This is a genomic window from Kribbella polygonati (assembly GCF_050320105.1).
Classification (GTDB): domain Bacteria; phylum Actinomycetota; class Actinomycetes; order Propionibacteriales; family Kribbellaceae; genus Kribbella.
Genome location: NZ_CP190129.1, coordinates 2,417,750 through 2,442,206 on the forward strand (window position 1 = coordinate 2,417,750; position 24,457 = coordinate 2,442,206).

Annotated in this window: 21 protein-coding genes; 11 read left to right on the forward strand and 10 right to left on the reverse strand. The window is 69.8% G+C overall.

The window, feature by feature from the left end; genetic code table 11:
• Nucleotides 1-531 precede the first annotated feature (531 nt).
• Nucleotides 532-735: a hypothetical protein gene (locus ACQHIV_RS11495; protein ID WP_427893509.1), complete on the forward strand. Its 204-nt coding sequence runs from the start codon at nucleotides 532-534 to the stop codon at nucleotides 733-735.
• Nucleotides 736-747: 12 nt separating this feature from the next.
• Entirely contained in the window at nucleotides 748-1,515 is a 768-nt protein-coding gene (locus tag ACQHIV_RS11500) for a site-specific integrase (protein WP_427893511.1), read from the forward strand.
• Nucleotides 1,516-1,528: 13 nt separating this feature from the next.
• On the opposite strand, the gene ACQHIV_RS11505 is transcribed toward ACQHIV_RS11500, so the two are convergent.
• Complete coding sequence (locus tag ACQHIV_RS11505; protein ID WP_427893513.1) at nucleotides 1,529-2,842, reverse strand: acyl-CoA dehydrogenase family protein; 1,314 nt, start codon at nucleotides 2,840-2,842, stop codon at nucleotides 1,529-1,531.
• A gap of 84 nt (nucleotides 2,843-2,926) precedes the next feature.
• Between ACQHIV_RS11505 and ACQHIV_RS11510 the strand changes: the two genes are divergently transcribed.
• From ACQHIV_RS11510 to ACQHIV_RS11525, 4 genes are read left to right on the forward strand one after another with little or no spacing between them, the layout of a single operon-like run.
• On the forward strand, nucleotides 2,927-3,664 hold the full coding sequence (locus ACQHIV_RS11510) for a TetR/AcrR family transcriptional regulator (RefSeq protein ID WP_427893515.1): 738 nt from the start codon (nucleotides 2,927-2,929) through the stop codon (nucleotides 3,662-3,664).
• Nucleotides 3,661-4,938, forward strand: a complete 1,278-nt coding sequence (locus tag ACQHIV_RS11515; RefSeq protein ID WP_427893517.1) for an acetyl-CoA C-acetyltransferase — start codon at nucleotides 3,661-3,663, stop codon at nucleotides 4,936-4,938. The genes ACQHIV_RS11510 and ACQHIV_RS11515 overlap by 4 nt, the downstream gene beginning before the upstream one ends.
• An 8-nt stretch (nucleotides 4,939-4,946) precedes the next feature.
• Nucleotides 4,947-6,293, forward strand: a complete 1,347-nt coding sequence (locus tag ACQHIV_RS11520) for a 3-oxoacyl-ACP reductase (RefSeq protein WP_427893519.1) — start codon at nucleotides 4,947-4,949, stop codon at nucleotides 6,291-6,293.
• Between the two features lies 1 nt (nucleotide 6,294).
• Nucleotides 6,295-7,152, forward strand: a complete 858-nt coding sequence (locus ACQHIV_RS11525; RefSeq protein WP_427893521.1) for a MaoC/PaaZ C-terminal domain-containing protein — start codon at nucleotides 6,295-6,297, stop codon at nucleotides 7,150-7,152.
• A 44-nt stretch (nucleotides 7,153-7,196) separates the two neighbouring features.
• Here ACQHIV_RS11525 and thrS read toward each other — a convergent pair whose 3' ends face one another.
• The 3 genes from thrS to ACQHIV_RS11540 all read right to left on the reverse strand — a co-directional run bounded on the left by thrS (nucleotide 7,197) and on the right by ACQHIV_RS11540 (nucleotide 10,540).
• On the reverse strand, nucleotides 7,197-8,447 hold the full coding sequence (gene thrS, locus ACQHIV_RS11530) for a threonine--tRNA ligase (RefSeq protein ID WP_427893523.1): 1,251 nt from the start codon (nucleotides 8,445-8,447) through the stop codon (nucleotides 7,197-7,199).
• A 152-nt stretch (nucleotides 8,448-8,599) separates the two neighbouring features.
• Nucleotides 8,600-9,445 (reverse strand): acyl-CoA thioesterase, encoded by an 846-nt coding sequence (locus ACQHIV_RS11535; RefSeq protein ID WP_380200752.1) that lies wholly within the window; start codon nucleotides 9,443-9,445, stop codon nucleotides 8,600-8,602.
• Nucleotides 9,446-9,625: 180 nt separating this feature from the next.
• Nucleotides 9,626-10,540, reverse strand: a complete 915-nt coding sequence (locus ACQHIV_RS11540; protein ID WP_427893525.1) for a proteasome assembly chaperone family protein — start codon at nucleotides 10,538-10,540, stop codon at nucleotides 9,626-9,628.
• A 150-nt stretch (nucleotides 10,541-10,690) separates the two neighbouring features.
• On the opposite strand from ACQHIV_RS11540, the gene ACQHIV_RS11545 reads away from it, so the two are divergent.
• The 3 genes from ACQHIV_RS11545 to ACQHIV_RS11555 are packed head-to-tail and all read left to right on the forward strand — an operon-like array spanning nucleotide 10,691 to nucleotide 14,171.
• A complete protein-coding gene (locus tag ACQHIV_RS11545) occupies nucleotides 10,691-11,725 on the forward strand; it encodes a hydroxyacid dehydrogenase (protein WP_427893527.1) in 1,035 nt (344 codons plus the stop codon).
• The gene (locus tag ACQHIV_RS11550; protein ID WP_427893529.1) at nucleotides 11,725-13,647 is read left to right on the forward strand and encodes a DUF2264 domain-containing protein; all 1,923 of its coding nucleotides are present in this window, start codon (nucleotides 11,725-11,727) and stop codon (nucleotides 13,645-13,647) included. Before ACQHIV_RS11545 ends, ACQHIV_RS11550 begins: the two co-directional genes overlap by 1 nt.
• Nucleotides 13,644-14,171 carry a ferritin gene (locus tag ACQHIV_RS11555; RefSeq protein WP_427893531.1) on the forward strand — a complete coding sequence of 176 codons (528 nt, stop codon included), beginning with the start codon at nucleotides 13,644-13,646 and terminating at the stop codon, nucleotides 14,169-14,171. Before ACQHIV_RS11550 ends, ACQHIV_RS11555 begins: the two co-directional genes overlap by 4 nt.
• A 43-nt stretch (nucleotides 14,172-14,214) precedes the next feature.
• Here ACQHIV_RS11555 and ACQHIV_RS11560 read toward each other — a convergent pair whose 3' ends face one another.
• Both ACQHIV_RS11560 and ACQHIV_RS11565 read right to left on the reverse strand, forming a co-directional pair.
• The gene (locus ACQHIV_RS11560; protein WP_427893533.1) at nucleotides 14,215-16,119 is read right to left on the reverse strand and encodes a DUF2207 domain-containing protein; all 1,905 of its coding nucleotides are present in this window, start codon (nucleotides 16,117-16,119) and stop codon (nucleotides 14,215-14,217) included.
• Between the two features lie 32 nt (nucleotides 16,120-16,151).
• Nucleotides 16,152-18,050 (reverse strand): DUF2207 domain-containing protein, encoded by a 1,899-nt coding sequence (locus ACQHIV_RS11565; RefSeq protein WP_427893535.1) that lies wholly within the window; start codon nucleotides 18,048-18,050, stop codon nucleotides 16,152-16,154.
• A 95-nt stretch (nucleotides 18,051-18,145) separates the two neighbouring features.
• On the opposite strand from ACQHIV_RS11565, the gene ACQHIV_RS11570 reads away from it, so the two are divergent.
• A complete protein-coding gene (locus ACQHIV_RS11570) occupies nucleotides 18,146-20,272 on the forward strand; it encodes an elongation factor G-like protein EF-G2 (protein ID WP_427893537.1) in 2,127 nt (708 codons plus the stop codon).
• Here ACQHIV_RS11570 and ACQHIV_RS11575 read toward each other — a convergent pair whose 3' ends face one another.
• From ACQHIV_RS11575 to ACQHIV_RS11585, 3 genes are read right to left on the reverse strand one after another with little or no spacing between them, the layout of a single operon-like run.
• Nucleotides 20,273-21,523, reverse strand: coding sequence for a tetratricopeptide repeat protein (locus tag ACQHIV_RS11575; RefSeq protein WP_427893539.1), 1,251 nt, complete (start codon nucleotides 21,521-21,523; stop codon nucleotides 20,273-20,275).
• On the reverse strand, nucleotides 21,523-22,398 hold the full coding sequence (locus ACQHIV_RS11580; RefSeq protein ID WP_427893540.1) for a tetratricopeptide repeat protein: 876 nt from the start codon (nucleotides 22,396-22,398) through the stop codon (nucleotides 21,523-21,525). The genes ACQHIV_RS11575 and ACQHIV_RS11580 overlap by 1 nt, the downstream gene beginning before the upstream one ends.
• Entirely contained in the window at nucleotides 22,395-22,844 is a 450-nt protein-coding gene (locus tag ACQHIV_RS11585) for a hypothetical protein (protein WP_427893542.1), read from the reverse strand. The genes ACQHIV_RS11580 and ACQHIV_RS11585 overlap by 4 nt, the downstream gene beginning before the upstream one ends.
• Before the next feature lie 51 nt (nucleotides 22,845-22,895).
• Between ACQHIV_RS11585 and ACQHIV_RS11590 the strand changes: the two genes are divergently transcribed.
• Nucleotides 22,896-23,303, forward strand: a complete 408-nt coding sequence (locus ACQHIV_RS11590; protein WP_427893544.1) for an HIT family protein — start codon at nucleotides 22,896-22,898, stop codon at nucleotides 23,301-23,303.
• Here ACQHIV_RS11590 and ACQHIV_RS11595 read toward each other — a convergent pair.
• Nucleotides 23,296-24,432: an epoxide hydrolase family protein gene (locus tag ACQHIV_RS11595; RefSeq protein WP_427893546.1), complete on the reverse strand. Its 1,137-nt coding sequence runs from the start codon at nucleotides 24,430-24,432 to the stop codon at nucleotides 23,296-23,298. The two genes, ACQHIV_RS11590 and ACQHIV_RS11595, sit on opposite strands and share 8 nt — an antisense overlap.
• Nucleotides 24,433-24,457: the final 25 nt, after the last annotated feature.

The window sequence follows — 24,457 nt, forward strand, 5'->3', positions numbered from 1 at the left end:
GCTGTCACGCATTCTCCACGCACAGTCGTCCGAGCCGGCGAGCGCGGGTGTCGCCCACCGCGGAGGAAGTTCGTAGGTCGTCTGCCGCGCACGTCGTCCAGGTTTTGTCGATCCACGGAAGTCGTCCGATCCCACACGTTGATCTGCCGCACATCGACGACGACGGAGGTGCGGTGCGGTGGCTTATGTGAAGGATCTGTGGACACGCGCGGTCAAGCATGCGGATGGGACGACGACGCGGGTGCGGAATGAGCGGTGGGGGAAGGGGAAGCGGTGGTTGGCGGGGTGGGTGGATCCGGAGGGGCGGGAGCGGACTAAGGCGTTCGGGACCAAGGGACCAGCTGAGCGGCATGCGAATGCGATGGAGACAGATCGGGAGCGTGGGGAGTACATCGATCCGGAGGCTGGGAAGGTTCGGTTTGGGGAGGTTGCGGAGCGGTGGTTGGGTTCGCGGGTGGTGGATCCGGCGTCGTTGATCAGGTATGAGTCGTCGTTGCGGTTGCATGTGGAGCCGGTGTTGGGCGGCGGCAGTTGCGGACGATCAATCCGTCGGAGATCGCGGCTTGGGTTGCTGATCTGGATGCGCGGTTCGGGCCGTCGACCGCGCGTACGGCGTACCTCGTGTTGCATGGGACGTTGGAGATCGCGGTCGATGACGAGGCGATCAAGAAGAACCCGGCCAAGGGGCGAGCGGTCAAAGTGCCGGCCGAGAAGAGCGGCCGGACCGTTGCGTGAAGCGACGACGTGGTGCTCCGGATCGTTGAAGGCCACGCATCGGAGTACCGGCCGATTGCCTCGGTCGGAGCGGCGTGTGGGCTGCGGCAGGGTGAGTTGTTCGGGCTCGCTGAGGAGGATGTCGACTTCGAGGAAATGGTCATCCACGTTCGGCGGCAGGTGAAGAAGCTGGGGAGCGAGTTCGTGTTCGCGTTGCCGAAGAACGACACCGAGCGGACCGTGCCGATGTCCGACGGGACGGCGTTGATACTCAAGGAGCACATCGAGGCTCGCGAGCCACGTCCGTACACCTTGCCGTGGGAGAAGACGGACGGGGAGCCGCGGACCGTGAAGCTCTTATTCCGGTGGACGGATGACAAGCACATCCGTGCGCGGACGTACGACGAGTTGGTCTGGAAGCCGGAGCTGTTCTATGCGGGTGTGATTGCGGCCCCGAAGACGGACCGGCGGGGTCGGCGGCAGTACGTGTCGAGCCGGGAGAACGGGATGCATGCGCTGCGGCACTACTTCGCGAGCATCACCCTCGCGGATGGGGTCAACATCAAGGAGCTGGCCGAGTACCTAGGCCACAGCAACCCGGGGTTCACGCTGAGGCTGTACACCCACATGCTGCCGTCGTCACACGAGCGGGCACGGAAGGCTGTGGACTCCAGGCTCGCGAAGCTCTTCGCTCTCAAATCCCACGTAGCAGTCACGGAGCAGGCCGCCGTCCGCTCCCCCATGACCTCTCGGGAGTTGGACGACGGCCTGGATCCCGACCAACCGACCGTCAGTCTCTGACCTGCGGAAACGTCTACCGGATGCGCATTCCTGAGATCGCGCGGGCGATCACCAAACGCTGGATTTCGGAGGTGCCTTCGAAGATGGTGTAGATCTTGGCGTCTCGGTGCATGCGTTCTACGGGGTATTCGCGGGTGTAGCCGTTGCCGCCGAGGATTTGGATGGCTTCTTCGGTGACCTTGACGGCTACTTCGCCGGCTTTGAGTTTGGCCATGGAGCCTTCGCCGTGGCGGTAGTCGGGGGTTTCGCCGCGCATGAGGGCGGCGGACATGTTGGCGGCGCGCCAGACGAGGAGGCGGGCGGCGTCGATTTCCAGGGCCATGTCGGCGAGTTTGAAGGCGATGCCCTGGTTGTCGATGATGGGGCGGCCGAACTGTTCGCGGGTCTTGGCGTAGTCGAGGGCTACTTCGTAGGCGGCTCGCGCGATGCCGATGGCTTGGGCGCCGACGATGTGGCGGGTCATTTCGAAGGTGGCCATCGAGGCGTTGCGGCCGGTCGACTTCTTGTCCGCGTTGCGGGCGCGGGCGAGGCGTTCGTCGAGTTTTTCCTTGCCGCCTAGGACGTTGGCGGCGGGGATGCGGACGTTGTCGAAGAAGACGTCCGCGGTGTGCGACGCGCGCAGGCCGTGCTTGCGGAGCTTGGTTCCCTGCTGGAGGCCGTGGACCTCGGTTCGCGGTACGACGAACGCGGCCTGGCCCTTGGTACCGAGCGATGGGTCGACCGTGGCGACGACGACGTGGATGTCCGCGATGCCGCCGTTCGTGGCCCAGGCCTTCTGGCCGTTGATGACCCATTCGCCGGACGCCTCGTCGAAAACGGCGCGGGTACGGATCGCCGAGACGTCGGAGCCGGCGCCGGGCTCGGAGGAGCAGAAGGCGGCGACGCGTACGTCGTCAGGTGTGCCGTAGCAGCGGGGCATCCACTGGCTCCACTGTTCCGGCGTACCGTTGGAGAAGATCGCCGACGAGGCGAGGCCGGTGCCCTTCAGCGACATGCCGATGCCGGCGTCGCCCCAGAACAGCTCCTCGTGGACGAGCGGCATCAGCAGGCCGGACGGGTCGACGAACAGGTTGATGTTGGCGTCGAGCCCGTACAGGCCGATCTTGGCGGCCTCCTGGATGACCGGCCACGGGGTCTCCTCGCGCTCGTCCCACTCGGCGGCGGCCGGGCGGATGACGTCGGCGGCGAAGGTGTGGGCCCAGTCGCGGATCTCCTTCTGCTCCTCGTTCAGCGCGAGGGAGAACGGGCTCCAGCCCGGCTTGGAGCGCTCGGCGCCGAGTTCGCCGGCCAGCGTCATCACGTCTGCGGACACAACAGGGTCGCTCATCAGGTCCTCACAAAAGCGGGGATGTTACCGATGAGTGTAACTGTCGTTTGCACCAACGGGTACCGCTGTGGCTAAGATCGGTTCATGAGCTCCGCGCTGCTCGCGATCGGACGCCGCCGGACCACGGCGGAGCGTCGTCGCGACCGGGAGCGGGACATCATCCGTGCCACCCGGGAGATCTTCGACGAGCGCGGCACGATCGACGCCCAGATCGACGATATCGCCAAGCGGGTCGGGATCAACAAGGCGCTGATCTACCGGCACTTCGCCGGCAAGGAGGAGCTGTTCGCGCTGACGCTCGTCGACTACCTCCGGGAACTCGAAGAGCGCCTGCAAGAAAATGACAGCCCGAGACGAACGCCGCTCAACCGGCTCCGGGCGCTGAGTGAGACCTTCGTGGACTTCTGTCTCGGCTACCCGGCGTTCACCGACTGCGCGATGAGCCTGCTCAGAAGGACCGGCGAGGAGCTGTTCGGCGAGATCACCGAGCCGGTGATGGTCAAACTCGGTACGGCGATGGCCGCGCCGCTGGACCGGATCGCCGCGATCCTCAAGGCCGGCCAGCGCACCGGCGTGTTCGACGAGGTGGACACGGCGTACCTGGCCAACCACCTGTACACGCAGACCCTCGGATCGTTGCACATGGCAAGGGTCGGTCTGATCGTGTCGGGCAGCCGGCCCGGTCATCCGGTAGTGCATCATGCCGATGTCGGCACCGTCCGGTCGACCGCGATCACCGCGACCCTGGCAACCGCGGTGGGACAGAAAGCCCTGACAGCCAAGACCCGCTCCGCGAGAGCCAGAGCAGGAGAGACATCGTGACCGAACCGCGCAAGGTGGCCGTGGTGGCCGGGAACCGGATCCCGTTCGCCCGGCAGGACAAGACGTACCGGCACGCCTCGAACTCCGACATGCTCACCGCCGCGCTGAACGGCCTGGTCGACCGGGCCGGGCTCGGCGGGCAGGAGGTCGGCGAGGTGGTCGCCGGTGCGGTCCTCAAGCACGCCCGCGACTGGAACATGGTCCGCGAGGTCGTGCTCGGGTCGAAGCTCGCGCCGACGACGCCGGCGTACGACATCCAGCAGGCCTGCGGTACCGGGCTGGAGGCGGCGATCCTGGTCGGCAACAAGATCGCGCTCGGCCAGATCGAGGCGGGCATCGCCGGCGGCGTGGACACCGCGTCCGACGCGCCGCTCAGCGTCAACGACCACCTGCGCAACGTCCTGCTCGACCTGAACCGCGCGAAGACGTACCCGGACCGCCTGAAGGTGCTCGCCCGGGTCCGCCCGAAGGACGTCGTACCGGAGATCCCGCGGAACGCCGAGCCGCGGACCGGGAAGTCGATGGGCGACCACGCCGCGCTGACCGCGCTGGAGTGGGGCATCACCCGCGAGGCGCAGGACGAGCTCGCGTACCGCTCCCACCTCAACCTGGCGAAGGCGTACGACCGGGGCTTCCAGCAGGATCTGATCACGCCGTACCTCGGGCTCGAGAAGGACCAGAATCTGCGGCCCGACACGACGCTCGAGAAGCTGGCCAGGCTGAAGCCGGTGTTCGGCAAGGGCGAGACCGCGACCATGACCGCGGGCAACTCGACCCCGCTGACCGACGGCGCGTCCACCGTGCTGCTGTCCACCGACGAGTGGGCCAAGGAGCGCGGCCTCCGCCCGCTCGCGTACCTGACCCACTCGCAGACCGCCGCGGTCGACTACGTGAAGGGCGCCGAGGGCCTGCTGATGGCCCCCGCGTACGCCGTACCGCGGATGCTGCAGCGTGCCGGTCTCACACTGCAGGACTTCGACTACTACGAGATCCACGAAGCGTTCGCCTCCCAGGTACTGTCCACCCTGAAGGCGTGGGAGGACCCGATCTTCTGCAAGGAACGGCTGGGTCTCGACGCGCCGCTCGGGGAGATCGATCGGGACAAGCTGAACGTGAACGGGAGCTCGCTGGCCGCGGGGCACCCGTTCGCGGCGACCGGCGGGCGGATCGTCGCCGCGCTGGCGAAGCAACTGGACGAGAACGGCGGCGGCCGCGGGCTGATCTCGATCTGCGCCGCGGGTGGCCAGGGTGTCGTCGCCATCCTCGAGAAGTAGGAGCTGAGATGACGGATCGCTACCAGACCTTCACCCGCACGCCGCTCGGCAAGACGCTGGTGAAGAACCTGGGTCTGCCCGACCCGCTGCCGCTGCCGCGCTGGACCGACGGCGCGCCGGTGATCGACGGGCCGGTCGTCTTCGGTGCGATCGGCGAGTCCGACGCCGGCAAGGCAATCCAGGCCCTGCTGCGCGACATCGGTGCCGGCTTCAGTACGGCGACCGAGGGCGTCGCGTCCAGCGAGATCCGCCCGAAGGCCCTGGTCTTCGACGCGACCGGCGCGACCTCGACCGCGGACCTGTCGAGCCTGCAGCGGTTCTTCTCCCCCGTCATCCGCCAGCTCGCCCCGGCGGGCCGGGTGATCGTCGTCGGCCGTACGCCGGAACTCAGCCCCACCACCGAGCAGCACATCGCGCAGCGCGCGCTCGAGGGCTTCACCCGCAGCCTCGGCAAGGAGGTGAAGCGCGGCGCCACGGTCAACCTCGTGTACGTCGCCCCGGAGGCGCACGAGCAGCTCGACTCCACGCTCCGCTTCTTCCTCTCCCCCAAGTCGGCGTACGTCGACGGGCAGGTCGCCCGGATCGGCACCGGCCCGCTGGTGAGCAACGACCCGCAGCGCCCGCTGGCCGGCCGTACGGCGCTCGTCACCGGCGCGGCCCGTGGGATCGGCGCCGCGATCGCGAACACGCTGGCCCGCGACGGCGCGACCGTGATCGGCGTCGACGTACCGCAGAACGCGGACCCGCTGCGCAAGGTGATCTCGAAGATCGGCGGCACCGAACTGCTCCTCGACGTGACCGCGGTCGACGCGGCGCAGCGGATCGCGGCACACGCGCAGGAGCAGCACGGCGGCCTCGACATCGTCGTCCACAACGCCGGCATCACCCGCGACCGCCGGCTGGTGAACATGCGCACCGACGCCTGGGACGCGGTCCTCGACGTGAACCTGCGGGCACCGGAGCGGATCACCAAGCACCTGGTCGAGTCCGGCGCGATCCGCGACGGCGGCTCGATCGTCGGCGTCTCGTCGATGGCCGGGATCGCCGGCAACAACGGCCAGACGAACTACGCGACCTCGAAGGCCGGCGTGATCGGCCTGGTGCAGGCGCTCGCGCCCGTACTCGCGGACCAGCAGATCCGGATCAACGCGGTCGCGCCCGGGTTCATCGAGACCGAGATGACCGCGAAGATCCCGTTCGCGATCCGCGAGGTCGGCCGCCGGCTGAACTCGCTGCAGCAGGGCGGGCTGCCGATCGACGTGGCCGAGACGATCGCCTGGTTCGCCGACCCGGCGTCGGCCGGCGTGACCGGCAACGTGGTCCGCGTCTGCGGCCAGAGCCTGCTGGGCGCCTGAGATGCCGACCCGGCGGTACGACGACTCCCCCGGCCTCGGCTCTCTGTACGCGCGGACCGTGAAGGCGACGCTGCGCCGCGCCGACTACGAGCCGAACGAGGACGGCCTCACGCTCGAGCTCCCCCGCTCGGCAGTCGACCAGGATCATCTCCAGGCCTATCGAGAAGTCACCGGGTTCGCAGCGGGGCCTGCGCTTCCCCCGACGTACCCGCATGTGCTGGCGTTCCCGTTGCACCTGGACCTGATGTCCGACCCGTCGTTCCCGTACAAGCCGATGGGGATCGTGCACCTGTCCAACACGATCACGCAAGCGCAGCCGATCCCGCTGCACGCGGAGCCGTCGATCCGCGTGCACAGTACGCCGGAACGCCCGCATCCGAAGGGCACCGTGTTCGACGTGATCAGCGAGGTGTTCGTCGACCACGAGCTGGTGTGGAGCGACCTCACCACGCTGCTCAGCCGGTCCGCCGGTACGCCGGACGCGCACGCCGACCTGCTGCCGGATCCGGTGCTGGCCGCGAACGCCTGGTGGGACCTGCGCGGCAACCTCGGCCGCCGGTACGCCGCCGCGTCCGGCGACCGGAACCCGATCCACCTGTTCAAGCTCACCGCCCAGGCGTTCGGGTTCCCGCGCCAGATCGCGCACGGCATGTGGGCCAAGGCCGCCGCGCTCGCGTCCGTCCAGCGGGCCGGCGCGCTGCCGGACGCGTTCACGGTCCGCGTGGACTTCCGCAAGCCGTTGCTGCTCCCGTCCCGCACCCAGTTCGGCTACCAGCAGTCCGGCAAGACCCTGGACTTCGCCCTGTACGACGAATCACACGACGTGACGCACCTGATCGGGCAGCTCCAGGAGAGCTGAACCGCCAGGCCATCACAATCACGCTCCACCGCCGGCGCCCACGCTCACAACTCCTCCTCGTCGGCGATTGCGATGGCCTGGGGCTCCGCCGCTCGCCGGATCCGGTCGAGCACCTGGCCGATCGGTGCCGGGTTCCACTTGCTCCCGTCGCGTTCGCGGACCGCGAGCTCGCCGGCGGACGCTTCGCGGGCGCCGATGACGGTCTGGTACGGCGCGAGCCGGTTCTCCCGGATGCGCGCGCCGAGGCTGCCCTCGTCGGCGTGTGCGATCTCGACCCGCAGCCCGCGGTCCGACGCCCGCCGCGCAACGGAAGCCGCGGCCTTCTCCTCGTCGTCCGAGATCGGCAGTACGACGACCTGCACCGGCGCGAGCCACGCCGGGAACGCCCCGCCGTGCACCTCGATCAGCTGCGCCATCGCCCGCTCGATGCTGCCGACGATCGCCCGGTGCACCATCACCGGCCGGTGTTTGTTGCCGTCGGCACCGACGTACTCGAGCCCGAACGCGGCCGGCTGGTGGAAGTCGATCTGGACGGTCGACAGGCTGAACTCGCGGCCGGCCGAATCCATCATCTGGATGTCGATCTTCGGCCCGTAGAACGCCGCGTCACCGGGTGCGTCGGAGTACTCGACGCCCGCGTCCTCCAGCACCTCCCGCAGCACCGCGGCCGCTCGCGCCCAGCTCGCCGCGTCCCCGACGTACTTGCTCGACGGGCTGTTGAACTCGGCATCCTCCGCCGGCAACGCGAGCACGTAGCGGGACGCCGCGATGCCCAGGTCCGCGTACGCCTGGTTGATCAGCCGCAACGCCGAGGCCGCTTCGGCGGCGACCTGGTCGAGGCGGCAGAAGATGTGCGCGTCGTTCAGCTGCATCGCGCGGACCCGGCTGAGGCCCCCGATCGCGCCGGACAGTTCGGCGCGGTACTGCCCGCCGAGCTCGGACATCCGCAGCGGCAGCTCGCGGTAGCTGTGCGAGCGGGAGCGGTACATCAGCGCGTGGTGCGGGCAGATGCTCGGCCGCAGGATCAGCTCCTCGCCGCCGCCGATGTCCATCGGCGGGTACATGTCGTCGTGGTACTTCTCCCAGTGGCCGGAGATCTCGTACAGCTCCTTCTTCGCCAGCACCGGCGAATACACCTGCTGGTAGCCGGCTCGTCGTTCGACCTCGGAGATGTAGTTCTCCAAGGCACGGCGGACCGCAGCACCGGCAGGCAGCCAGTACGGCAGGCCGGCGCCGATCAGCGGGTCGGAGTCGAACAGGCCGAGTTCGCGGCCGATCTTGCGGTGGTCGTACATGGTGGTCTCCTCGTCGAGATGGGGGGCGAGGGACCACCGGGGAACGACGAAGCCCCGGGGCACTCGCCCCGGGGCTTCGGTCGACAGTCAGGTGTCAGCGCGCCGGGACGTACTCCGGCGTCGTCGTGACTACAGCGCGCTGCGACATGGTCCTAAGTTAGCAGATCCGAATCCAGCCCGACCGGGCGAATCAGCCCCTCCTGGGCGACGGACGCGATCAGGCGGCCGTCGACGGTGTAAAGGCGGCCGGTTGCGAACCCGCGCGCACCGGACGCGGACGGCGAGGCCTGGTCGTACAGCAGCCACTCGTCCGCGCGGAACGGGCGGTGGAACCAGAGCGCGTGGTCGAGTGACGCGGGCTGGATGCGGCGGTCGCCGATCACGATGCCGTGCGGGAGCAGACTGGCGCCGAGCAGCGTCAGGTCGCTCGCATAGGCGAGGACGCAGGCGTGCAGCGCCGGCTCGTCGGGCAGCTTCCCCGCCGCGCGGATCCAGAACTGGCGGCCGGTCACGCCGGCGAGCCGTACGTCCAGGGACGCCCATTCGCGGTCCCAGTCCGCGGCGGGGCGGCCGCTCTGCGCCTCCAGGACCGTGGCGAGCCGGGGCGCCTCTTCGGGCGGTACGACGTCGTCCGGCATCGGGTCCTGGTGGTCGAGGCCGGGCTCCGGGCGCTGGAACGACGCGGACATGTAGAAGATCGGCTTGCCGTGCTGGGACGCCACCACCCGCCGGCTGCTGAACGAGCCGCCGTCACGGGTCGGCTCCGCGCGGTACACGATCGGTACGGACGTGTCACCGGCGCGCAGGAAGTAGCCGTGCAGCGAGTGCACGAGCCGCTCCGCGTCGACCGTCCGGCTCGCGGCGGCCAGCGCCTGACCGAGCACCTGCCCGCCGAACACCCGCTGCATCGACGTCTGCGGCTGCCGGCCGCGGAACAGGTCGACGTCGATCTTCTCCAGGTCGAGCAGCTCGACCAGATCCTCCAACGACTCAGGCATGCCTCATCCTGACAGGCGCAGACGCAGTACTACCCGGTACGCGCTGTGGAAACCGTCACTCGACGCTGCCCGCAGCCGGGGCCGTGCACAGAATCCGGGGGCGTTGCACAGAGCATTCCCTGTGCAACGCCCCCAGTTCCTGTTCAGAGCCCCGGCAGTTGTTCGCGGGGTGGGTGGTGGTTAGTCGTTGTCTTCGCGGTTGAGTTCGGCGAGGAACTGTTCGACCTCGGCGCCCAGTTCGTCGGCGGACGGAGTTGAGTCCGCAAGCAGGCTCTTGCGGCTCAGGGAGCCGGCGGCCGCGTCGTACTGCGTCTCCAGCGCCTTGACGACCGCGCTCGCGTCCTCGGAGGCGTCGACCTGCTCGTCGACCAGGCGGCCGGTGACCGCGGCCTCGTCGAGCAGGGCCTTGCTAGGGAGGAGCAGGCCCGTCGCGGCGGAGATCGCGTGCACGAGCGCCAGCGCGGCGCCCGGGAAGCGGTTCTCGGCCAGGTAGTGCGGGACGTGGACGGCGAAGCCCATCGCGTCCTTGCCGGCCTCGCCGAGGCGGACCTGCAGCATGGTGCCGGCGCTCGCGGGCAGCTGCATCTCGCCGTCCCAGATGTTCGACCGGGTGACCAGCTCGGGCCGGGTCGCGTGCGCGGTCAGGCCGAGCGGCCGGGTGTGCGGGACGCCCATCGGGATGCCGTGCACGCCGACCGTCAGGGTCACGTTGTAGAGCTCGATGAGCTGCCGGACAGCGCCGGCGAACCGGTCCCAGTGGTTGTCCGGCTCGACGCCCTCGAGCAGCAGGAACTCGACGCCCGCGTCGTCGGTCACCAGGTGCAGCGACAGGTGCGGCGGGGTGTAGTCGGTGAACCGGTCCTCGGCGAACGTCACCTCGGGCCGGCGGGCCCGGTAGTCGTGCAGCAGGTCGACGTCGAACCGCGCCAGCAACCGGTGGTCCAGCACCTCGAGCAGGTGGTCGGCGGTCACCCGGCCGGCCTGGCCGGCGTCCATGAATCCGTCCAGCGAGTGCACCATGACCTTCGGCGTCGCCGCCGGGCCGGTCGCCACCGACTCGTCGACGATCTCGTAGAGGTCGTCCGGTCGCAGCATCGTCGTCTCCTTCGCATCACCAACAGGCACGTCTATTCTCCCCAACGCCGGGGCCGCGCGGACAAATTCCGCGATCAGCAAAGATTCAGGAACGGTCCACGACCCGGGCTCGGCGAGACAACGCTGGAAAGCGCTTGCTAGGTTAGCGTCGTGAGCCTCGAACCGAACCCCGCCCTGACCGTCATGCTGGCGATGAACGACGGCACCCGGGCACACGTCCTGGTCCCGTCCGTCCGGCAGCGCCTGGACGCCGTCGCGACCGTGCTGCCGGTCGGCCCCGGCCAGGGAGACCGGCCGGCCCAGGGCTTCCTGGACGACCCCGCCGTACGGGCGGCACTCCCGGACGTCGACGTACTGCTGACCGGGTGGGGCTGCCCGCGGATCGGGCCCGAGGTGCTGGAGGCGGCGCCGAAGCTGCAGGCGATCCTGCACGCGGCGGGCTCGGTGAAGGCGATCGTCGACCCGGCCGCGTTCGACCGCGGCATCCAGGTCTCGTCGGCGGCCACCGCGAACGCGCAGCCGGTCGCCGAGTTCACGGTGGCGGCGATCGTGATGGCGGGCAAGCGGGCGTTCCGGCTCGCGGCGCAGTACCGGGTGGAGCGGCGCAAGGGCGACGCGCACGGGATGCCGGGCAACTACGGCACCACGGTCGGGCTGCTCGGGGCGTCCCGGATCGCGAAGATGGTCGCCGAGCGGCTGCGGGCGTTCGACCTGCACGTGCTGATCAGCGACCCGTACCTGACCGCGGCCGAGGCCGCCGCGCTGGGCGTGGAGCTGGTCGACAACGACACGCTGTTCCGCCGCAGCGACATCCTCAGCGTACACGCGCCGCTGCTCCCGGAAACCGTCGGGCTCGTGGACGGGCGCCTGCTCGGGCTGCTGAAGGACGGCGCCTCGCTGATCAACACCGCGCGCGGCAAGATCATCGACTCCGAGGCGCTGCTCCGCGAATGCGCCTCCGGGCGGATCGACGCGATCCTCGACGTCACCGACCCGGAGCCGCTGCCGCCGGACTCGCCCCTGCTCGACCTGCCGAACGTGTTCGTCACCCCGCACGTCGCCGGTGCCGTCGGCAACGAGATCGCCCGGCTCGGCGAACTCGCCGTCGGCGAACTCGAACGCCTCACCACCGGACAGTCCCTCCAGCACGCCATCAGCCCCGCCGAACTAGGAAGGCTCGCGTAGTGACTCGCCTGATCCTGCCGGACACCGACCGTGAACTCTCCCGCCAGACCGGATGGGTCCGGGCGCACTGGGAGGCACTCGCCGACCACCTGCTGGACTCGCTCGTCCCGTACTTCTCCCCCGGCATGTCGCTGGTCGAACTGCCCGGCCGGCCGAGTCGTTCCGGTACGGCGTCCGACGCGCTCGAAGGGTTCGCGCGGTCGTTCATGCTGGCCGCGTTCCGGATCGCCGGCGTCCAGGGCAAGGGCTGCGAGCAGCTGATCGAGCGGTACGCGCGCGGCGTCGCGAACGGCGCGAACCCGGACCACCCGGAGGCGTGGCTGCGGCTCACCCCGCGGTCGCAGCAGATGGTGGAGGCGGCCGCGATCGCGGTGTCGCTGCACGAGACCCGCGAGTGGATCTGGGACCGGCTCGACGACAAGGCGCAGCAGCACGTCGCGGACTGGCTCGGCGGGTTCAACGGGTCCGTGACCCACGACAACAACTGGCGGCTGTTCCAGGTCGTCAGCGAGCAGTTCCTCGCCTCGGTCGGCGCGCCGTACCGGCAGGAGGACATCGACGGCGGCCTGGACCGGATCGAGGACTGGTACGTCGGCAACGGGTGGTACTCCGACGGCGACGGGCAGAACTTCGACAACTACATCGGCTGGGCGATGCACCTGTACCCGGGGCTGTGGGCGCGGATGGCCGCCGCGACGCCGGGAGCGCAGTACGAGGACCGGCTGAAGCTCTACAAGGAGCGGATCAACCTGTTCCTGCAGGACGCGCTGTACTTCGTGGGGAACGACGGCGCGCCGTTGTACCAGGGCCGCTCGCTCACGTACCGGATGGCGGCCGCGGCGCCGTACTGGATGGGGGCGTTGCTCGACTCGACGCCGCTCACGCCGGGTGAGACGCGGCGGCTGTGCTCGGGGATCGCGCGGCACTTCGTCCAGCACGGGGTGCCGGACGAGCGGGGCGTGCTGACGCTCGGGTGGTACGACACGTTCCTGCCGACGACGCAGCAGTACTCCGGGCCGGGGTCGCCGTACTGGGCTTCGAAGGGGTTCGTCGGGTTGATCCTGCCGCCGGAGCATCCGGTGTGGTCGGATCCGGAGGACTCGATCCCGCTGGATGACGCCGATCAGGTCAAGGCGATGCCGGAGCCGGGGTGGATCGTGCACGCCAGCCGGCACGATCAGGTGGTGCAACTGGTGAACCACGGGGCGGATCACGCGCCGGTGGCGGAGCCTGCCGGGGTTGAGCCGGCGGGCGACGCGCACTACAACCGGTTGGCGTACGCGAACCACGCGGGGCCGGATCTGTCGGACCAGGAACCGGGGATCGACAACCTGATCTCACTGGTGGCGGCCGACGGTACGACAAGCAGACGCGGGCGGATCCGTCGGCTCGGGGTGGACGGCCGTACGGCGTCCTCGTGGCACAAGGCGTGGCTCGGTGACGACGGACCGTGGGCGATCGAGGTCGCCTCGCTGGTGTGGAACGGCTGGGAGATCCGCTGCGCACTCGTCGAAGGACCAGAGGGTTCGGTGGTCCGAACCGGTGGGTTCGCTGTCGCCGGGGACGAGTTGCCGGAGGCAACCACCAGCCTGCCGGCGCCCTCCCCCGTTGCCTCGGCCCGGAACGCGGACGGGCTGCTGGCCGCGGTTGTCGGGTTGCACGGGTATGAGACCGCTGGTGTGCGCCGCGCGGTCGGCGTCAACCCGTTCGGGGTGCACTCGGCGACGCCGTACCTGACCGCCGCGCACCACGGGGAGCCGCTCGTGCTGGTCAACGCGGTGGTCCTGACGCGGGACGCGCTGCGCGTCGAGGCCATTGCCGAGGGCATCGATGTGCGCGTGGACGGGACGACGGTGCGGATCGGGCTGCCCGGCGGCGACTCCGAGGTGATCGAGCTGCGACAGAGTAGATTGACGGAATGAGTACGTACGAGAAGCTCCTGCAGGACCAGATCCGGAACGAATTCACGGCGTCGCAGCAGTACGTGGCAGTCGCTGTCTGGTACGACGACCAGGATCTGCCCCGGCTGGCCGCGCACTTCTACAAGCAGTCGCTGGAAGAGCGCAACCACGCGATGATGATGGTCCAGTACCTGCTGGACAAGGACATCCGGCCGGCGATCCCACCGGTCGGCGAGGTCGAGTCGGACTTCAAGACCGCGATCGAGCCGCTCGAGCTCGCCCTCGCGCAGGAGATCACCGTCACCAAGCAGATCGAGACGCTCGCCCGCACCGCGCGGGACGAGAGCGACTACATCGGTGAACAGTTCATGCAGTGGTTCCTCAAGGAGCAGGTCGAGGAGGTCGCCGCGATGAAGACGCTGGTCAACGTCGCGAACCGGGCCGGCGACAACCTGTTCCACCTCGAGGACTTCCTGGCCCGCGAGGTGGTCGGCGACACCGGCGCCGACCCGACGGCCCCGACCGCAGCCGGCGGCGCGGTCTGACCCAAGCGGTCTGACCCAAGCGGTCTGACCCACGCGGCCTGACCTACCAGCTGCCGCCTCCTCCGCCGCCGCCCCCGCCGCCCGAGGACGACGAGGACGAGCTCGACGAGGAGGAGGAGAAACCGGAGGACGACCCTCCTCCGGTCGACGGCGACGGAGGCTCGGCGAACGTGCTGGAGACCGTCGAGGAGATGCTCCCGGCGGTCCAGCCGGAGTCGTAGTACGAGCTGGAACCGGCGTACCACGAAGGCGTCGCGGTCAGCCGTCCCGCGTCGACGAGCTGCTTGCACACCTGCTGCCAGCGGTCGGCCAGCCCGAGCACGATCGCCCACGGCAGGTACTTGCTGAAGATGTCCTCGCCGTCCTCGAACCGCAGCTGCTCCGCCTCCGCCGTACTCAGGTACTGCCGGAACCCGACGACCTGATCGGTCATCGCCCGACCGACCGCGCTCCGGCGCCCGGCGCGGCGCTGCAGGATCAGGTCGACGACCGCGTTCAGTACGGCGAGCACCGGCAGCGCGACGACGATCGCCGGCCCGAGCCACGGCGGGGCGTCGAACTTGATCACGTAGACGATCAGTGAGAACAGCCCGACCAGGACCGCCAGGAAGACCCCGCAGCCGAGCGGGACCCAGCCGTACCCGGACGACTCCACGACGGTCGAGCGGTGTGGCAGCCGCGCGTACCACTCGCGGTCCGCGGCCTGCTTCCACAGCGCGTCGCCCATGCTCTCGGCGGCCCGTTGCGGCCGGGTGTCCCCCACCGCTGGCCGCAGCAGCCGGACCTGCCCGCCCGGCTGTTGCTTCGGGAACAACCCCTTCAGCAGCGCCTTCTCGTGCGGCGCCGTCGCGAGCCGCGCATCCACCAGTACGGCGGTCCGTACGTCGTCCTCGCCCTCGATCCGGATCGCGCCACGGACGGCCAGGTCGACGAGCGTCGCCGCGACCTCGGTCGTGTCCACCTTCCCGTCGACCAGCAGGCCGCCCTCCGCGGCGCTGATCTCCGGCGGCGCGAACGCGACCGGGATCGCCTTCTCCGGCAGCCGGTCGGGCACCGTACGGGCCGCGATCCCCGCGGGCGGGACGGCACCCGGCGGCAGGCCGTCGTACCGCAGGTCGCGGCGACGACGGACGGTGAGCTTGCCGGCGGCGATCGCGAGGACGGTCAGGACGACCGAGACGATCGCGGCCAGCCAGCTGACGCCGTACCGGGCGAGGAAGCCAGGCGGGTCCACCACGATCGGCGTGTCGTTGCCGACGGCACCGGCTTTGATGCCGGCGACGATCGTCAGCTCCTCGCCGCGGACCACGTCGGTCTCCTGGGTGAACGTGGCCTTCCCGCCGACGATCGCCTTCGCGTTGCAGCTCGCCGTGGACCCGGACGGGCCTTCGTTGCAGGCGACCTTCGTCACGCCCTGCGGAACGGTCACCGTGACCACGACGTGGTCGAGCGGCGCCTCCCAGCTGTTGCCGGTCGCGTCCCAGTACAGCTCGCTGTGGTCGGCGAAGTGCCGCAGTGCGCCGCGGACGTCGTAGCTGAGTTTGTACGTCGCGTCCCGCCCGGTCACGGTCTCGTTCGACGAGCCGATCTTGATCCGCAGTACCTGGTTGCGGGCCTTGTTCGTCCTGGTCGTCGACGTGCTGAACCCGGCCGGCGCGTTCGGCGACGACACCCGGATGTTCGACACGTCGTACCGCTGGTCCTTCGACCGGTCGCCGGCGTACGGCTCGCGGATCACCAGGTCGCGGAAGATCCCGTGCCGGCCGGGGTCGCCGAAGTGGTACTCGATCGTCTCGGTCACGTGCAGCACGCCGTCCGCGGACACGTCGTACGCGATCGTCATCGACGGCACCCGGTCGCCGATCGCCGCCGACGCGGGTACGGCGTACCCGGCCAGGGCGATCGCGATCACGAGCAGGCTGACGACGACCCCGAGCGCACGACGCATGCGCGCGACACTACCGAGCGTAGAGGTCGCGACTACCAGCTGCCGCCACCGCCCCCGCCGCCACCGCCACCGGAGAAGCCGCCGCCGCTGAAGCCGGAGGAGCTGCCGCCGCCCCCGCCGGAGCTGGAGGGGGTGGGTGGGGCGTCGAAGCTGTGGGCGACCGTGGAACCGACGGCGCCCGCGGTCCAGCCGGAGGTGTAGTACGACGGGCCGGAGTACCAGTACGGGTCCTGCGGGATGCGGCCTGCGGCGACGAGCTGTTCGCAGACCTTCTGCCAGCGGTCGGCGAGGCCGAAAGCGATGGCCCAGGGCAAGTACTTCGAGAAGATGTCCTCGCCCTCCTCGAAGCGGAGCTGCTGCGCCTCCGCGGTGGCGAGGTACTTCTGGAAGCCCACCACCTGGTCGGTGACGGCCCGCCCGGCCGGGTTCCGTTGCCCACGGCCACGGATCGCGATCCAGGTGCCGATGGCAACGACCACCGCGACCACCGGGATCACCACGAAGATCGCCCGGCCCGCGCCGCCGGTCGCAGCGCTCGCCACCGTGCCCATGATGCCGGCGCCGAACACCCAGATCGCGATCATCGCCATGCACGCGCAGCCGAAGCCGTTCTTGAACACCGAGCCGCCGCCCGCGCGCGGCATCCGCAGGTACCACTGCCGCGCCTGGACCTGGTCGCGGAGCGCCTTGAGCATCGCGTCGTGGGCGTTGCGCATCGTGTGGTCGCCGACCGCGCCGCGCTCCAGCACCACCTCGGCGCCGGGCTGCAGGGACGGGAACAGCCCCAGCATCAGCGCCTGCTCGTGCGGCGCGGTCGCGGCCGCCGGGTTCAGCAGCACGGCCTTCCGGGTCTCGCCGTCGTTGTCGATCCGGACACCGCCGCGGACCGCCATGTCGATCAGCGTCGCGGCCGTCTCGACCGTGGTCGCCTTCGCGTCGATCAGCAGGCCGCCCTCGGCGACCGGGATCTTCGGCGGCGCGAACGCCACCGGGATCTGGTCCTCGCGGAGGTCGTCCTTGACCGGCTGGGCGTTGGTGCCGTCCGGCGGGAACGTGCCCGGCGGCATCCCGGCGTACCGCTGGTCCTTGTTGCCGAGTTTCGCGTACAGCGCGGCGACGATCAGGGCGAGCACGGTGACGATGCCGGAGCCGATCACCTGCAGCCACGACAGGCCGTTGCGTTCCAGCCAGCTCGGCGGCTTCACGAGGATCGGCGTGTCGTTCTGGACGGCGCCCGCGGCGATGCCGGCGACGATCGTCAACTGGTCGGCGTTCGTCAGGTTGGTGGCGCTGAACTTGCCCTCACCGCCGACGACCGTGCTGGACGGGCAGTTCTGCTTCGAACCGTGCGAGCCGGTGAAGCACTCGACCTTCGTCACGCCCTGCGGGACGTTGACCGTGACCTGGACGTTCTCCAGGTCGGCCTCCCAGCCGTTGCCGGTGGCGTCCCAGTACAGCTCGCTGTGGTCGGCGAAGTGCCGCAGCGCGCCCTTGACGTCGTAGGTGATCTGGTACGTCGCCTCGGTGCCCGGCACCGTCTGGTCGGCGTCGCCGATCTTGATCTGGGTGGTCTCGTAGCGGCCGTGGTTCGACGACGAGGTGGACTCGGTGAACTTGTGACTGACACCCGGCGTCTGTGACGACACGATGATGTTCGAGACCTGGTATTCCTGGTCCTTGGAGTCGTCGTCGACGTACGGCTCCCGGGTCACCAGGTTCCGGAAGATGCCGTGCCGGCCGCTGGACGCGAACTGGTAGTCGATCGTCTCCGTGACCTTCAGGACACCGTCCGGCGTGACTGTGTACTTGATGTCGAAGTTCGTGACCTTGTCGCCGTACTCCGCCGGGCGCGCGCTCGCGGGCAGGGCGAAACCCGCCACCGCCAGTACCGCGAACAACGTGCTGATGACGACCCCGAGTGCCCTACGCATACCCCGGACCCTATCGATTCGCAGGGTCCGGGCCGGTGAGGGCACTTGTGCGAAGTGTCCGATAGGGGAATCGTGGGTGGACCAGGAGGAACGTCATGGCAGACAAGGCGAACACTTCCCAAGGCACCGGGGCCGCGCCCGCTGTGGACAGCCCGGCCGCCATCCGCAACGTGGTGCTGGTCGGCCCGTCGGGCGCCGGCAAGACCACCCTCGTCGAGGCCCTGCTGGTGGCCTCCGGAGTCCTGAACAGACCCGGCACCGTCGTCGACGGAACCACTGTGTGCGACTTCGACGACGCCGAGATCCGGCAGCAGCGCTCGGTCGGGCTCTCGCTGGCGTCGCTCCCCCACGACGGCGTGAAGGTGAACCTGATCGACACACCCGGGTACGCCGACTTCGTCGGCGAGCTCCGGGCCGGGCTGCGCGCCGCAGACTGCGCGCTGTTCGTGGTCTCGGCGAGCGAGGGCGTCGACGAGCCGACCCGTGCCGTCTGGCAGGAGTGCCAGGAGGTCGGGATGCCGCGCGCCGTGGTGATCACCAAGCTCGACCACGCCCGGGCGAACTACCAGAACGCGCTGGCCAGCGCGCAGACGGCGTTCGGCGACAAGGTGCTGCCGCTCTACCTGCCCGCTGGTGACGGGCTGATCGGGCTCCTCTCCCAGTCGTACTACGAATACGCGCAGGGCAATCGCAGGATCGTGACCCCGGATCGGATGTACGCGGACCAGATCGAGGAACTGCGCGGCACCCTGATCGAGGGCATCATCGAGGAGTCCGAGGACGAGTCGCTGATGGACCGCTACCTGGGCGGCGAGGAGATCGACCAGAAGGTGCTGATCGAGGACCTCGAACGGGCGGTCGCCCGCGGGTCCTTCTTCCCGGTCGTCCCGGTCTGCAGCGGCTCCGGGATCGGTACCTACGAGCTGCTCGAGGTGATCACCAGCGGGTTCCCGTCGCCGCCCGAGCACACCATCCCGGAGGCCTTCAACCCGCACGGGGTGGCCCGGAAGGGCCTGGTCTGCGCCCCGGACGGACCGCTGCTCGCCGAGGTGGTGAAGACGACGTCCGACCCGTACGTCGGGAGGGTCAGCCTGGTGCGAGTGTTCTCCGGCACCATCAGGCCCGACGCGACGGTTCACGTGTCGGGCCATTTCACGTCCTTCTTCGGTGAACACAACTCGCACGAGGACCACGACGAGGACGAGCGGATCGGCACTCTCTCGTTCCCGCTGGGCAAGATCCAGCGCCCGGCCGGCGAGGTGGTCGCGGGCGACCTGTGCGCGATCGGCCGGCTGACCCGCGCGGAGACCGGCGACTCGCTGTCCGACAAGTCGGATCCGCTGCTGCTGAAACCGTGGACGATGCCGGAGCCGCTGCTGCCGATCGCCGTCCAGGCCCACGCCAAGACCGACGAGGACAAGCTCGGCGTCGGCCTGCAACGGCTCGCCGCGGAGGACCCGACGCTGCGGATCGAGCAGAACCCGGAGACCCACCAGATCGTGCTGTGGTGCATGGGCGAGGCGCACTCGGACGTCGTACTGGACGCGCTCGCGAACCGGTACGGCGTGACCGTGGACACCGTCGAGCTCCGGGTGCCGCTGCGGGAGACGTTCGGCGGTCCGGCCAAGGGGCACGGGCGGCACGTCAAGCAGTCGGGCGGCCACGGGCAGTACGCCGTCTGCGACATCGAGGTCGAGCCGCTGCCGGAGGGCACCGGGTTCGAGTTCGTCGACAAGGTGGTCGGTGGCGCGGTGCCGCGGCAGTTCATCCCGAGCGTGGAGAAGGGCGTCCGGGCGCAGATGGAGAAGGGCGTCGCGGCCGGGTACCCGATGGTCGACATCCGGGTCACGCTCACCGACGGCAAGGCGCACAGCGTCGACTCGTCCGACATGGCGTTCCAGATGGCCGGTGGGCTGGCGCTCCGGGAGGCGGCGGCCGCGACCCGGGTCGCGATGCTCGAACCGGTCGACCTCGTCTCGGTACTGGTACCGGACGACCTCGTCGGCGCGGTGATGAGCGACCTGTCCGGGCGGCGCGGGCGGCTGCTCGGCACCGACAAGGTCGGCGAGAGCCGGACGCTGGTGAAGGCCGAGGTGCCGCAGGTCGAGATCACCCGCTACACCATCGACCTCCGCTCGCTGTCCCACGGCGCGGCGTCGTTCAGCCGCGAGTTCTCCCGCTACGAAGCCATGCCGGAGTCGGTGTCGGCCAAGCTCAAATGATCAGCTCTTGTTGAGGCGGCGGCGTACGTCGCGGGACTTGAGGTACGCCGCCACATCGTCGTAGCGCTCGCTCTGGTTGGCGAACTCGATGTACGAGCGGACGCGGTGCAGCCAGTCGAGCGTCGACGGCTTCACCGCGGCGAGCGCGTCGATCAGGTGCCGCATGCCGAGCGGCGGCTCACCGCCCGTGGACAGCGCCTCGTCGATCACCGTGTCGACGCCGCGCTCGATCAGCGCGCGCAGGTCCGCGCCGCTGAACATCGCGGTCTGCGCGGCGAGCGCCTTCAGGTCGAGCCCGTCGGCCGGCACGTCCTTCGTGAGCACGCCCAGGATGTCGGCGCGAGCCGGCTCGTCCGGCGGCGGCACGAAGATCACCCGGTCGAACCGTCCCGGCCGGAGCATCGCCTCGTCCACGTCCCAGGGCGCGTTGCTCGCGGCCAGCACCAGCAGGCCCTCGTTCTCGGAGCCGATCGCGTCGAGTTCCTGCAGCAGTACGTCGACCAGCCGGCGCGCCTCGGACCCACCGTGCTTGTGCCGCGCGAACGCGAGCGCGTCCAGCTCGTCGAGGAACAGCACGCACGGCCCGTTCGCCCGGGCCCGCTCGAACGCCTCGTGCAGGTTCCGCTCCGAGACGCCGAGATACGGGTCCATCACGTCCTCGATCCGGACGTTGACGAACGGCAGCCCGCACTCCCCCGCGGTCGCCCGCGCCAGCAGCGTCTTGCCGCAGCCGGGCGGGCCGTACAGCATCACGCCACCGCCGGACTTCCGCCCGTACTTCTCGTACAGCTCCGGGCGGCTCTGCGGCAGGATCACCATCCGGTGGATGATCCGCTTGATCTCGTCCATCCCGCCGACCTGGTCGAAAGTGGTGGACTCCTTCACCAGTTCCTGCTCGTACGCCGTCTCCGCCTCGGGGCCGACCTTGATCCGGACGCCGCTGCGCTCGGCGATCATCCCGTCGACGAGCTGCTGCAACCGCCCGGTGCCCTCGACGACGCCACGCTGGCGGGCCGCCTCGAGCAGGTTCCGCAGCAGCGCGAGCCGCCCGTTCGCCGCGGCCAGCTCCCCGACCGGTACGAACTGGTCGTCGGGCAGGCCCTGGTGGTCGAGGAGTACGACGTACTGGTCGAGCGCCTCCTCGGTCGCGCCCGCGGCGTTCAGCGACTCCGCGAGTACCAGCCGGAGCAGGACGTCGTCCGGGTTCGCCTCCACCGCCTTGCGGAGCGCGTCGATCCGGTCATTGCTCATCAGGAGCCCCATCTCCGGTTGATCCAGCGGCGGACGAGTGGTGGGACGACCCAGGAGTAGACGCAGAACGCGAGCCAGATCATCGCGAACGCGAACGACAGCGGGGCGGCGCCGACGGCGCGGAGGCCGTAGATCACCGCGACCGCGCCGACCCAGACGATCAACGGGTTCACCCGCGCGAACGGCCGCAGCGGCAGCATCAGCGGGTGGTTGAACAGCCTCGCCTCGCGGGCGGCCGCACGGAGGTCCTCGTCTCCGGGCTGCGCGGCGGCGGCCGAGCGGAGCGAGTCGTACCCGGCGCGGGAGTCGCCGGTCAGCATCGACGCCGTACCGTGCAAGGCGCGCGCGTTCGGGTCTTCCGGGTCGTACGCGAGCGCCTCGGTGCTGTGGCGGTGCATGTCGCGGTCCTTGCCGAGCGCGAACGCCACCTGCGCGCGGGCCGCCGACACCGCGACGCTCTCCGGCGCGTGCGACGCCGCCCGCTCGACGAGCGCGCTCGCCTTCTCGGCCTGCCCGGCCGCGAGGCACACGTGCGCGTACCCGATCAGGAGGTCCGGGTCGTTCGGGTCGAGGCTCAGTCCCTGCAGGAACGCCGCCTCCGCCTCGGGCAGCCGCCCCTCCGACCGCAGCGAGGACCCGAGCACGTGCAGCATCGCCGGGAACGGACCGTGGTGCGCCAGGCCGTCCCGCAGTACGTCGACAGCCTCCTGGTTCCGCTCGAGGGCGTGCAGCGCGGCGCCGCGGAACAGGTACGCGCGGTAGTCGACGGCGGCGTCGCCGGACAGGCCCTGCAACTCGTCCAGCGTCCGCTCAGGACGGGCGATCCGCAGCCAGTGCGCGGCCATCTGCAGGCGGGACTCACTCGGATCGTTCACCGGATCACCGTCACCAGAAGGAGGATCAATGCCTCGGTGACCGCGCCACCGACCGTCGCCGCGATCCCCACGCCCCACAGCGACCGGTACTCCGCGCCGCGCAGCTGGAACGCCCGGTCCATCGGCCGCTGCAGCCGGATCTGCGCCATACAGCACAGCACCGCCACCACCCGGATCCCGACCCGGAGCCCCGACAGCACTCCGGCGTCGGAGTACAGCAGCACGAACACGGCGACCACCACCAGCAGGCCGGCCAGCCCGGACAGCAGGATCAGCCGGCGCTTCGCGGCGTCCACCCCGAGCCGGCCCGCGTTCAGGTAGGCGACCACAGTGCACGCGATCACGCCGCCGAAGAACGCGACGTACGTCTGCGACATCAGCCGCCAGGGGCGGGCCGACATGTTCACGCCGGCGCCGATCGTCGGGCGCAGGAGATCGTCCGGCATCGGGCTCCTAGTCCTGGGCGGGTTTGCTCGCGCAGTGTATAGCCTGTGCGGATGAGCGAGAACTGCATCTTCTGCGGGATCGTGGCCGGAACCATCCCCTCGACCCGGGTCGCGGAGACGGATCGGGCGATCGCGTTCATGGACATCGCGCCGGCCACCCCGGGTCACCTGCTGGTGGTCCCGCGGGTGCACTCGACCGACCTCCGCGAGGCGGCCCCCGAGGACCTGACCGCCGCCACCCTGCTCGCCCAGTCCCTGGTCGGTCGCGTCATCGACCGCCTCGACGGCGCGACCGGTGCGAACCTGCTGAGCTGCATCGGCGCCGACGCCTGGCAGAGCGTCTTCCACACGCACCTGCACGTCATCCCCCGCTACCCGGACGACCCGATGGTCCTCCCCTGGAAGCCCGAGTCCGGCAACCTCGACGAGATCAAGGCCGTGCACGACAAGCTCACCTGACGAAGAACCCCCGGAGGTCCTGCACCAGCAGGTCCGGCGCGTCCTGGGTGGCCCAGTGGCTGCCGCGGTCGAACTCGTGCCAGGACACGATGTTCGCGTGGTCCCGCTCCGCGAACCGGCGGAGCGGGCGGAAGTCGAAGGCGAAGCTCGCGAGCGCCGTCGGCGCGGTCGTCGGCTCGTTCGGGTGCTCCGCGTGCTTGTCCTCGTAGTAGAAGCGCGCCGACGACGCACCGGTGTTCGTCAGCCAGTAGATGGTCGCGTTCGTCAGCACGTGCTCATCGCTGCAGCTGCTGAGCAACTGGGCGATCCACGCGAGCTGCCCGGTCGGCGAGTCGGCCAGCGCGTGCGCGAGGTTCTGCGGCGCCTGCTCCTGCAGCTTCGCGTACGCACCCATGTTCTCGTTGAAGAACTGCAGGAACTTCAGGTAGCCCTGCTCCTCCTCGGTCAGGTTCTCCAGCTCGGCCGGATCCCCGCTCGGGAACGAGAACAGCTGCGTCACGTGGACGCCGATCACGTGCTCCGGGTCGATCCGCCCGAGCTCCGGCGCCACGTAGGACCCCGCGTCGTTGCCGTGGGCGCCGTACCGCTCGTAGCCGAGGCGGCGCATCAGCTCGGCCCAGGCGGCCGCCACGCGGTACCGGTTCCAGCCGCGGTCCTTCGTCGGGCCGGAGAAGCCGAAGCCCGGGATGCTCGGGATCACCAGGTGGTACGCCTGCTCGCCGTTCCGCGGGTTCGTCAGCGGCTCGATCAGGTCGACGTACTCGAGCGAGGTGTTCGGCCAGCCGTGGGTGAGGATCAACGGGATCGCGTCCGGGTCGGCCGAGCGGACGTGGAAGAAGTGCACAGTCTGCCCGTCGATCTCGGTCGCGAACTGCGGGTACGCGTTCAGCCGCTGCTCCCACGCCCGCCAGTCGTACGACGTGAGCCACTGCTCGGTCAGCCGCCGTACGTAGGACAGCGGTACGCCGTACTCCCACTCCGGCGGCGTCGGGCCGGTCTGAACGGCGCCGGTGTAGTCGATGTCCAGTTCGTTCGCCCACCGCGTCCGGGTCAGCCGGCTGTGCAGGTCGTCCAGGTCGGCCTGCGGGATGTCGATGCGGAAGGGTCGGATCTCGGTGTTGTTCGTCATGTCTTCACTCTAGGAACCCATTAGG

Bases quoted from the DNA above. Each gene is read 5' to 3' on its own strand.
- ACQHIV_RS11505 (WP_427893513.1), bottom strand. From the start codon at position 2,842: ATGAGCGACCCTGTTGTGTCCGCAGACGTGATGACGCTGGCCGGCGAA.
- ACQHIV_RS11510 (WP_427893515.1), top strand. From the start codon at position 2,927: ATGAGCTCCGCGCTGCTCGCGATCGGACGCCGCCGGACCACGGCGGAG.
- ACQHIV_RS11590 (WP_427893544.1), top strand. From the start codon at position 22,896: ATGAGCGAGAACTGCATCTTCTGCGGGATCGTGGCCGGAACCATCCCC.
- ACQHIV_RS11555 (WP_427893531.1), top strand. From the start codon at position 13,644: ATGAGTACGTACGAGAAGCTCCTGCAGGACCAGATCCGGAACGAATTC.
- ACQHIV_RS11520 (WP_427893519.1), top strand. From the start codon at position 4,947: ATGACGGATCGCTACCAGACCTTCACCCGCACGCCGCTCGGCAAGACG.
- ACQHIV_RS11570 (WP_427893537.1), top strand. From the start codon at position 18,146: ATGGCAGACAAGGCGAACACTTCCCAAGGCACCGGGGCCGCGCCCGCT.
- ACQHIV_RS11525 (WP_427893521.1), top strand. From the start codon at position 6,295: ATGCCGACCCGGCGGTACGACGACTCCCCCGGCCTCGGCTCTCTGTAC.
- ACQHIV_RS11565 (WP_427893535.1), bottom strand. From the start codon at position 18,050: ATGCGTAGGGCACTCGGGGTCGTCATCAGCACGTTGTTCGCGGTACTG.
- ACQHIV_RS11535 (WP_380200752.1), bottom strand. From the start codon at position 9,445: ATGCCTGAGTCGTTGGAGGATCTGGTCGAGCTGCTCGACCTGGAGAAG.
- ACQHIV_RS11575 (WP_427893539.1), bottom strand. From the start codon at position 21,523: ATGAGCAATGACCGGATCGACGCGCTCCGCAAGGCGGTGGAGGCGAAC.
- ACQHIV_RS11585 (WP_427893542.1), bottom strand. From the start codon at position 22,844: ATGCCGGACGATCTCCTGCGCCCGACGATCGGCGCCGGCGTGAACATG.
- ACQHIV_RS11540 (WP_427893525.1), bottom strand. From the start codon at position 10,540: ATGCTGCGACCGGACGACCTCTACGAGATCGTCGACGAGTCGGTGGCG.
- ACQHIV_RS11560 (WP_427893533.1), bottom strand. From the start codon at position 16,119: ATGCGTCGTGCGCTCGGGGTCGTCGTCAGCCTGCTCGTGATCGCGATC.
- ACQHIV_RS11595 (WP_427893546.1), bottom strand. From the start codon at position 24,432: ATGACGAACAACACCGAGATCCGACCCTTCCGCATCGACATCCCGCAG.
- thrS (WP_427893523.1), bottom strand. From the start codon at position 8,447: ATGTACGACCACCGCAAGATCGGCCGCGAACTCGGCCTGTTCGACTCC.